Source organism: Lyngbya aestuarii BL J, from assembly GCF_000478195.2.
Lineage (GTDB): Bacteria > Cyanobacteriota > Cyanobacteriia > Cyanobacteriales > Microcoleaceae > Capilliphycus > Capilliphycus aestuarii.
Genome location: NZ_AUZM01000128.1, coordinates 1 through 8,217 on the forward strand (window position 1 = coordinate 1; position 8,217 = coordinate 8,217).

General features: G+C 38.6%; 7 protein-coding genes and 1 pseudogene. 3 read left to right on the forward strand and 5 right to left on the reverse strand.

From position 1 onward, the window contains the following. From M595_RS26450 to M595_RS26460, 4 genes are all read right to left on the reverse strand, one after another. Nucleotides 1-544: hypothetical protein (locus M595_RS26450; RefSeq protein ID WP_023069660.1), on the reverse strand; the 544-nt coding region annotated here is incomplete at its 3' end. Between the two features lie 1,105 nt (nt 545-1,649). Further along, nucleotides 1,650-1,799: a type II toxin-antitoxin system HicA family toxin gene (locus M595_RS29755; protein ID WP_083492884.1), complete on the reverse strand. Its 150-nt coding sequence runs from the start codon at nt 1,797-1,799 to the stop codon at nt 1,650-1,652. Then, the gene (locus tag M595_RS26455) at nt 1,796-1,999 is read right to left on the reverse strand and encodes a type II toxin-antitoxin system HicB family antitoxin (protein WP_023069664.1); all 204 of its coding nucleotides are present in this window, start codon (nt 1,997-1,999) and stop codon (nt 1,796-1,798) included. Before M595_RS26455 ends, M595_RS29755 begins: the two co-directional genes overlap by 4 nt. A 410-nt stretch (nt 2,000-2,409) precedes the next feature. Continuing rightward, complete coding sequence (locus M595_RS26460; RefSeq protein WP_023069663.1) at nt 2,410-3,015, reverse strand: hypothetical protein; 606 nt, start codon at nt 3,013-3,015, stop codon at nt 2,410-2,412. A 232-nt stretch (nt 3,016-3,247) separates the two neighbouring features. Between M595_RS26460 and M595_RS26465 the strand changes: the two genes are divergently transcribed. From M595_RS26465 to M595_RS26475, 3 genes are all read left to right on the forward strand, one after another. Next, nucleotides 3,248-4,873: an NADP-dependent glyceraldehyde-3-phosphate dehydrogenase gene (locus M595_RS26465; protein ID WP_023069662.1), complete on the forward strand. Its 1,626-nt coding sequence runs from the start codon at nt 3,248-3,250 to the stop codon at nt 4,871-4,873. 181 nt (nt 4,874-5,054) lie between these two features. Continuing rightward, entirely contained in the window at nt 5,055-6,530 is a 1,476-nt protein-coding gene (locus tag M595_RS26470) for an adenylate/guanylate cyclase domain-containing protein (protein ID WP_023069661.1), read from the forward strand. 163 nt (nt 6,531-6,693) lie between these two features. Then, nucleotides 6,694-7,755, forward strand: a complete 1,062-nt coding sequence (locus M595_RS26475) for an acyl-CoA dehydrogenase family protein (protein WP_023069659.1) — start codon at nt 6,694-6,696, stop codon at nt 7,753-7,755. A 43-nt stretch (nt 7,756-7,798) separates the two neighbouring features. On the opposite strand, the pseudogene M595_RS31330 reads toward M595_RS26475, so the two are convergent. Then, nucleotides 7,799-8,217: pseudogene (locus tag M595_RS31330) on the reverse strand (LPS biosynthesis glycosyltransferase); the annotation flags it as partial.

Sequence of the window (8,217 nt, forward strand, 5' to 3'; positions counted from 1 at the left end):
CGTTGTCAGATAGATTTTCCAATCCTTCGGTAATCAGGATGCCGTCAGAATTGAATAATTCAACATCAGGAGCAATTGAGGGATCTCCAAAACCGGAAGTATTCAAGAAAATTTTATCCCCTGGCTGGATTTCAACAGTATATACATCTTCCTCTCCGACAATGCTTAAGTTTCCGGCCGCATATTCACCTACGTTGATTGGAGTTGCACCAACAGGATTATTAGTACGTTGAGCAAAAACGGTATAGCGACCTGTACCATCGTCAAACTCATCTTTAACAGAAAGCTCAATCGTCGTATCTTCAGATGCAGAAATCTGATACTCTTTTTTGTCCAGAATAGAACTGTTTTCTACATTTTCAATAGTTGTGGTGTTTTGGTTTAAAGAGACTGTTGCAGAAGTGAAAAGACCATCATTTATAACGAGATCGGCTACAGCCACATACACCTGATCTCCTGCGGCTAAATCTAATGTATAGGTATCCTCTTCGCCAGGAACGCTGATTTCTCCTGTGATTGGAACACCAAACGTTATTGAAGTCATAATATTATCCTCATGTAAGATTTTAGATGTACAAATCAGAGTGTCTGGGGACTCACCCCATCAAAATAGAGCCTCTACCTCTCTATCAGTTCAAAGTGTGAGTTTTTACGTCTTTGGAGAAAGATTGCTGTTAATAGCCAGCGATCGCCAATCTTGTAGGTTGGGTTTCGTTACCTCAACCCAACATTATTGTTTCCCTTTTTCTGTGGATGTGTCGGGTTGCACTTCGTTTAACCCAACCTACTTTTTATTGCCTCTACCAATCGCGATCGCCAATTTTGTAGGTGGGGTGGAGGCAACGAAACCCAACATTATTTTTTTCCTGTTTGTATGGATGTGTTGGGTTGCACTTCGTTTAACCCAACCTACTTTTTATTGCCTCTAGCAATCGCGATCGCCAATCTTGTAGGTGGGGTTGAGGCAACGAAAGCCAACATGATCTTTTCTGTTTTTATATGGATGTGTTGGGTTGCACTTCGTTTAACCCAACCTACTTTTTATTGCCTCTACCAATCGCGATCGCCAATTTTGTAGGTGGGGTTGAGGTAACGAAACCCAACATTATTGTTTTCCTGTTTATGTGGATGTGTTGGGTTGCACTTCGTTTAACCCAACCTACTTTTTATTGCCTCTAGCAATCGCGATCGCCAATTTTGTAGGTGGGGTTGAGGTAACGAAACCCAACATTATTGTTTTCCTGTTTATGTGGATGTGTTGGGTTGCACTTCGTTTAACCCAACCTACTTTTTATTGCCTCTAGCAATCGCGATCGCCAATTTTGTAGGTGGGGTTGAGGTAACGAAACCCAACATTATTGTTTTCCTGTTTATGTGGATGTGTTGGGTTGCACTTCGTTTAACCCAACCTACTTTTTATTGCCTCTAGCAATCGCGATCGCCAATTTTGTAGGTGGGGTTGAGGTAACGAAACCCAACATGATCTTTTCTGTTTTTATATGGATGTGTTGGGTTGCACTTCGTTTGACCCAACCTACTTTTTCTTGCCTCTACAAATCGCGATCGCCAATTTTGTAGGTGGGGTGGAGGCAACGAAACCCAACATTATTTTTTTCCTGTTTGTATGGATGTGTTGGGTTGCACTTCGTTTAACCCAACCTACTTTTTATAGTTCGTTTAATAGCTCTATCGAGATTTCGCCACTTTCGATGACTTCCTTTCTGAGACACCAACTCAAATCCATACCGTACCAGAATGCGTTCTACATCAACTGCATTCATGCGCCGGATACGAGTCATCCTACTGACACCTCGCGTAAAACTGCACCCGATTTTAATTCAATAGGATTAGGTTCAAGATAAAGTGCGATCGCTTCTTTAATATTTTCTAAGGCTTCTTCTTCCGTTTCTCCTGCGGACACACAACCGGGTAACTCCGGACACCAAACCGCCCTATCTCCGGTTTCAGAATCAGATTCAAGAACAACCCGCCATTTCATATTTTTTTTCCCATAATTGTACAATGAGTCAAAGTTGATATCATTATACTAAATCTTAGGTGTTGGAGCGGATATATTCATACTATTGAAGAAGGATGAACGGGAAATGGAAAATGAACTTCGTCTAGAATACGATTGACAGAGTTGACATATCAGAAAACTTGGATTTGAACGAAAATATTGTATTAATAAAACTGGATAAACAAAATAAAATTAAACGGTGATCGCCAATTTTGTAGGTGGGGTTGAGGTAACGAAACCCAACATTATCTTTTCCCTTTTTAGATGGATGTGTTGGGTTGCACTTCGTTTAATCCAACCTACTTTTTTGGGTTTTAATTCGAGAGGTTTATGTTGGGTTGCACTTCTTTTAACCCAACCTACTTTTTTGGGGTTTTAATTCAAGAGGTTTAAGATAACGCTTGAACTAATATTCGCATTAACGGTTCAATATCTTCGGGAACGCGATAACTTTCTAAACCTTGTTCGATCTGTTTTTGTTCGCGGTTTAATCGGGCAAATTCCCAAATTTTTCCCGTTGTTACCGCACCAACGAGATGGGTTTGCTGCTTGTTTTCTTGCCACTGTTCTAAAGCGATTAATTCGGCGATCAGTTGACTCATGCCATAATCTAAGTCTTCTTTTTTTGCTTCAATTACCAATAAACTATTAACATTTTCCAGAAAATAATCTAAATTTCCCTGTAACTGCTCGCTAACTTTTATAGAATATTCAATAAAAATTTCCGATTTTGTATAATGAATAAGGTCAAAAATTAAAGGTGAAATCAAAATTTCTCTCCTCGCCTGTTCGCTGGATAAAGAAGCATAGGGTAAAATTTCTTCAATCCGTTCTTTTAACTGGTCAACCCTGTCTAAATCTCCCTGATATTGAGATAAGTTCAACTTAGTTCGCGAAAATGAATAGCCAAAGTATTTTGCTAAATCTTTCGGTTCTATTTTTAGTTCAAATATTTTACTGAAAGTATAAGATTGTTCGGGGTTAATAATTTTCATAATTTATTTTGAGAATGAGTTGTTTTAATTATATAGCGTTTTTAATACTGATGAGTTATTTCTTATTTAATACTCCGATTTTACACAGGAGAATAGAGAAAATTAGCTGTACCTCAAAGCTATGAGAATTGCTATAAATGATCGAACTGCCATAAAACAGCAACATCAAGCACAACAATAAATCTCAACTTGAGTATAATTTCTATCTTAATCCCTTTAAACTCAAGCAATTATGAGCTTACATCAAAAAATTCAAGACCTGTTTCCGTCTGAAGACACTATCCCCTCAGAATTTCGCTTAGAAACTCCTTTAGATCAAAAAGAGTATCTGATTGATGGAGAATTGCGAATTTGGGATGGCCCACAAGAGGAAGTTCATTCACCTTTACGTTTGAAAACATCCAATGGCTTAAATACCAAACTGATCGGACAATTTCCCTTAATGAGTGAGGAAGCAGCATTAGCTGTCTTACAAGCGGCTTTAAATGCCTATGATTCGGGTCGAGGCTTGTGGCCAACTTTGTCGGTACAAAAACGGATAGAACACGTTCAAGACTTTGCTTATCGCATGAAAGAAAAGCGGTCTGAAGTCATTAATCTTCTGATGTGGGAAATTTGTAAATCCTATGCGGATTCTGCTAAAGAATTTGATCGCACATTAGACTATATTGCTAGCACGATCGATGCTCTTAAAGATTTAGATCGACGCTGTTCTCGCTTTGAGATTGAGGAAGGGGTTATCGGTCAAATTCGACGCGCTCCTTTAGGGGTTGTGTTGTGTATGGGGCCTTCTAATTATCCTCTAAATGAGACGTTTACGACTTTAATTCCAGCGTTAATTATGGGCAATACTGCAATTTTGAAAATGCCCCGACCCGGAACATTATTGAATCGTCCTTTACTCGAAGCTTTTCAAAAAGCTTTTCCGCCTGGTGTTGTTAATTCGGTCTACGGTGCGGGTCGAGAAGTGACTCCACCAATTATGAGTTCTGGTGAAATTAATGCCATTGCTTTTATTGGTTCGAGTAAAGCGGCCGATCGCATCGAACGACTACATCCCCAACCTCATCGACTCCGAACTATTTTAGCATTAGAAGCCAAAAATCCAGCGATTGTTTTACCCCATGCTAATTTAGATGTCGCAGTCAAAGAATGTATTTTGGGAACGCTTTCTTACAACGGACAGCGCTGTACAGCATTAAAAATTCTGTTCATTCATCGACAAATTGCTGATCAGTTTTTAGAGAAATTTAAGGCAGCAGTGAGTGAGCTAAAAATGGGAATGCCTTGGGAGGAAGGGGTTAAATTAACTCCCATTGCCGAGCCAGGAAAACCTCAATATCTGACTGATTTAGTCGAGGATGCTAAACAACATGGTGCTGAAGTGATTAATGAAGCCGGAGGTACTGTTAATGAGACATTTTTCTTTCCGGCAGTTCTCTATCCCGTGAATGAAAAAATGCGCGTTTATTCAGAGGAACAGTTCGGCCCAGTTGTACCCATTATTCCCTTTGATGATATCAATACTCCAATTGAGTATATTGTTAACTCAAATTATGGTCAACAAGTGAGTATTTTCGGAGAACATATTGATGCGATTGCTCAACTCATTGATCCCCTAGTGAACCAGGTTTGTCGAGTGAATATTAATAGCCAATGTCAGCGTGGCCCTGATACTTTTCCCTTTACTGGACGCAAAGATTCGGCTGAAGGAACGTTATCGGTTTCGGATGCGTTGCGCTCATTTTCAATTCGGACTTTAGTGGCAACTAAAGATATTGAACAGAATAAAACCTTAATTTCTCAAATGGTTCGAGAACGGAAATCTAACTTCCTTTCGACTGATTTTATTCTGTAAAAATAGGGTGGGTTTATGGAGGTTTTTTTCGGATCAATAAACTTCTGTGAACCCACTTCCACTGAGTTAACTTGAGAAATAGAACGGTTAAGTCATTAGACTGCTAAATCCATGAGAGTTGTTATATTAGAAGAACGGTATGCTTTTGCTAATCCGTGAGTTATTTTATAGCATCAGGATTATGCTGTCGTTCTTTTCTCAGGTGGGGTTGAAGTTCACTCGTCTTCTCTATCGACGAATTATTTTGGTTTTGACCTTGCTTTGTTTAATGGCAGTGGGGGGGTCAATCTGGAATATGTCGCGTTTGACCTCTAATCTGATTAAATCTCAAGCCCTTCAAAATGCAAAACTTTATGCAAATACACTTACAGAATCTCGCACTCTTTATAGTTCAGAAGTAGTGAGTCGAGTCCAAAAGGATAATCGAATTAAAGTTAGTCACGATTATCTTATTCATCCAGGGGCTATTCCTTTGCCTGCCACTTTTTTGATAGAATTAGGGGAGCAGATTGGAGCCATGAAACCGGGAATTTCAGTTCGATTATATAGTGATTATCCCTTTCCTTGGCGAAAAGAAACGGGCGGAGCCAGAGATGATTTTGAGCGAGAAGCCCTGATTTTTTTGAAACAAAATCCTAATGATACTTTTTTTCGGTTTGAACAATTTGATGGATTATCCACCTTTCGTTATGCCCAAGCTGATATTTTAAAACCGAGTTGTATTGCTTGTCATAATAGTTACCCTGGAACTCCGAAAACGGATTGGAAAGTGGGAGATGTACGTGGAATTTTAGAAATTACTCAACCGTTAGATAATATTAATCGACAGGTACACGTTGGACTAAGAGGAACCAGTTTAATGTTAACTGGACTGTCTATACTTGCAATTTCTGCTTTAACGTTAGTCATCGGTCGGTTACGTCAAACTTCAGAAGAATTAGAACAACGAGTCTTTGAACGCACGACTGAATTAAGAAGGGCAAATATTGAAATCTTGAATGAGCAGAAAAAGTCAGAAGATTTGTTACTTTCTATTTTACCACAGTCCATTGCTGATCGACTCAAAAAAGGAGAAGTTAATATTGCGGATTGTTTCGCAGAAGCAACAATTTTATTTGCAGATATCGTGGGATTTACAACGCTTTCTAGAGAAGTTAAACCGGAAAAAATGGTCAGGATATTAAATGATATTTTTTCTGATTTTGATCAACTATGTGATCGCTACAAGTTAGAGAAGATTAAAACGATTGGTGATGCTTATATGGTAGTTGGTGGACTCCCAAATCCTCGAAAAGATCATGCAGCAGCGATTGCAGAAATGGCACTAGATATGTTGGACGATTTGCATCAGTTTAATGCTAAAAACGATGTTAAACTAGAAATCAGAATTGGGATTAACTCGGGGCCAGTAATTGCAGGTGTCATTGGCACAAAAAAGTTTATTTATGACTTGTGGGGAGATGCTGTTAATACAGCTAGTCGTATGGAATATCATGGAATTCCCGGAGAAATTCAACTCACTGAAACAACTTTTGATTATTTACAGAAAGAGTTTCTTTTTGTTGAACGGGGATTGATTGAAATCAAAGGCAAAGGAAAAATGAGAACTTATTTACTCAAAGGGAGACGATTAAAATCAATCAAATATCAGACTTAATTTATTAAAAAACTAGAAAGATTAATTTAAAATTATCAAGCAATATTTGCAAATAATATAAACAGTTTCACGAAAATTAATACCACACTCGATCAACTCGACTTGCATTTTTTTAGGTTTTGCGTCACAACATAAAGTATAGCTAACTGTATTGGTGTTCAACGTGTCTAATTTTCTTCAACAAACAGAAGCCTACTTACAAACTTCTATTACTCCAATTGCCAATGAAATTGATAGTTCTTCTAGCCGCCTTCAAGATGCTTTAGAAGGGTTGGGAAATTTGGGTGTTTTGGCTTTAAGAGTTCCACAACGGTGGGGCGGAAAACAAGCCAGTGCGGAAAATTTTGCTCAATTTCAAGAACTTATTGCTCGATATTCGGGGGCGTTGGCGTTTCTACAAACCCAACATCAAAGTGCTGCGGGAATGTTAATGCAGAGTTCAAATACTGAACTTCAAGAAGTTTATCTTCCCCAAATGAGTCATGGAAAAATTAAGGTGGGAGTGGGTTTTTCTCAGCTTAGACGGAGTGGAAAACCGACAATTGTGGCTAAAGAAGTTTCGGGAGGATATGAACTCAATGGAAATGTTCCTTGGGTAACGGGATGGACTATTTTTAAAGACTTTATTATCGCTGCAACTTTACCGGATGGACGGGCGGTTTTTGGGGTAGTTCCGTTTGAAAATCTAAACACTTCCCAGGGTGAAATTAAACTGAGTTCTCCGATGTCTTTGTGTGCGATGACATCAACCAATACTGTTACCGCGACTTTAAATCAATGGTTTTTACCATCAGAAAAAGTTGTTTCTCTTAAACCTGTAGGTTGGATAGCAGAAAACGATCAAAAAAATGCCTTAAAAGCAAGTTTTTTTGCACTCGGATGTGCGAGGGCGGGGTTGGATATTTTAGAAAAAACTTTTCAGAAAAAAGGGTTTACTTTTATTGGAGAAACTGTTAATATATTAACTGAGGAACTCAATCAATGTCGGAGAAAAATTCAACACGCTCAACAAAATTCGACTTTGAGTTTAGCCGAGAAATATCAACTTAGGGCTTGGGCGATTCATTTAGCAGTTCGTTGTAGTCATGGGGCGGTTATTGCATCGAGTGGGGCGGCGAATTTAAGCCAACACCACGCCCAACGAGTTTATCGAGAAGCGTTAGTTTATAGTATTTCCGGTCAAACAAAAGGCTTAATGGAAGCCAGTTTAAATACTGTTAATTAATTGAGTTAAAAATATAGATTAATTTTTATCAGCAAGACAGCGATTAGGGTGTGAACGTGAATTGTCTGGAAATTGCGAAGCGCAGTAATCTTTGAGGAGAACTAGAGTTTTGTAAAATCGGCTTTCGTAAATATTTCCCAACTGCTAACCGGGCAATTCCTTTCAATCGGGCTTTAAGCCTTACCAAGAGAAACTGTAACTGATAATTTTTTTCTGCGTCAATATATAGAGGCATAAATGCTAATTTTCCATAAAGAACATCTGCTCTATGAGTTTTAGATAAACCATTTTTATAATGCTCTAAATTAGGTTTACCTCCATGTTCACCATAATTTCGGAAAGGAACATAGTTTTCAAGTTTCCTCTGTCGCCAGAATTTATCAATCGTTGAGTCCCAACTGGAATAGGCTTTTGGGCCTGGATTTTCTCGGATTTCTGCTTCTAATTCAAGCAAACATTTAG

What these genes read in the sequence shown, in the direction of transcription:
- M595_RS26465 (WP_023069662.1), top strand. Translation starts at nt 3,248, where the DNA reads ATGAGCTTACATCAAAAAATTCAAGACCTGTTTCCGTCTGAAGACACT.
- M595_RS26460 (WP_023069663.1), bottom strand. Translation starts at nt 3,015, where the DNA reads ATGAAAATTATTAACCCCGAACAATCTTATACTTTCAGTAAAATATTT.
- M595_RS26470 (WP_023069661.1), top strand. Translation starts at nt 5,055, where the DNA reads ATGCTGTCGTTCTTTTCTCAGGTGGGGTTGAAGTTCACTCGTCTTCTC.
- M595_RS26455 (WP_023069664.1), bottom strand. Translation starts at nt 1,999, where the DNA reads ATGAAATGGCGGGTTGTTCTTGAATCTGATTCTGAAACCGGAGATAGG.
- M595_RS29755 (WP_083492884.1), bottom strand. Translation starts at nt 1,799, where the DNA reads ATGACTCGTATCCGGCGCATGAATGCAGTTGATGTAGAACGCATTCTG.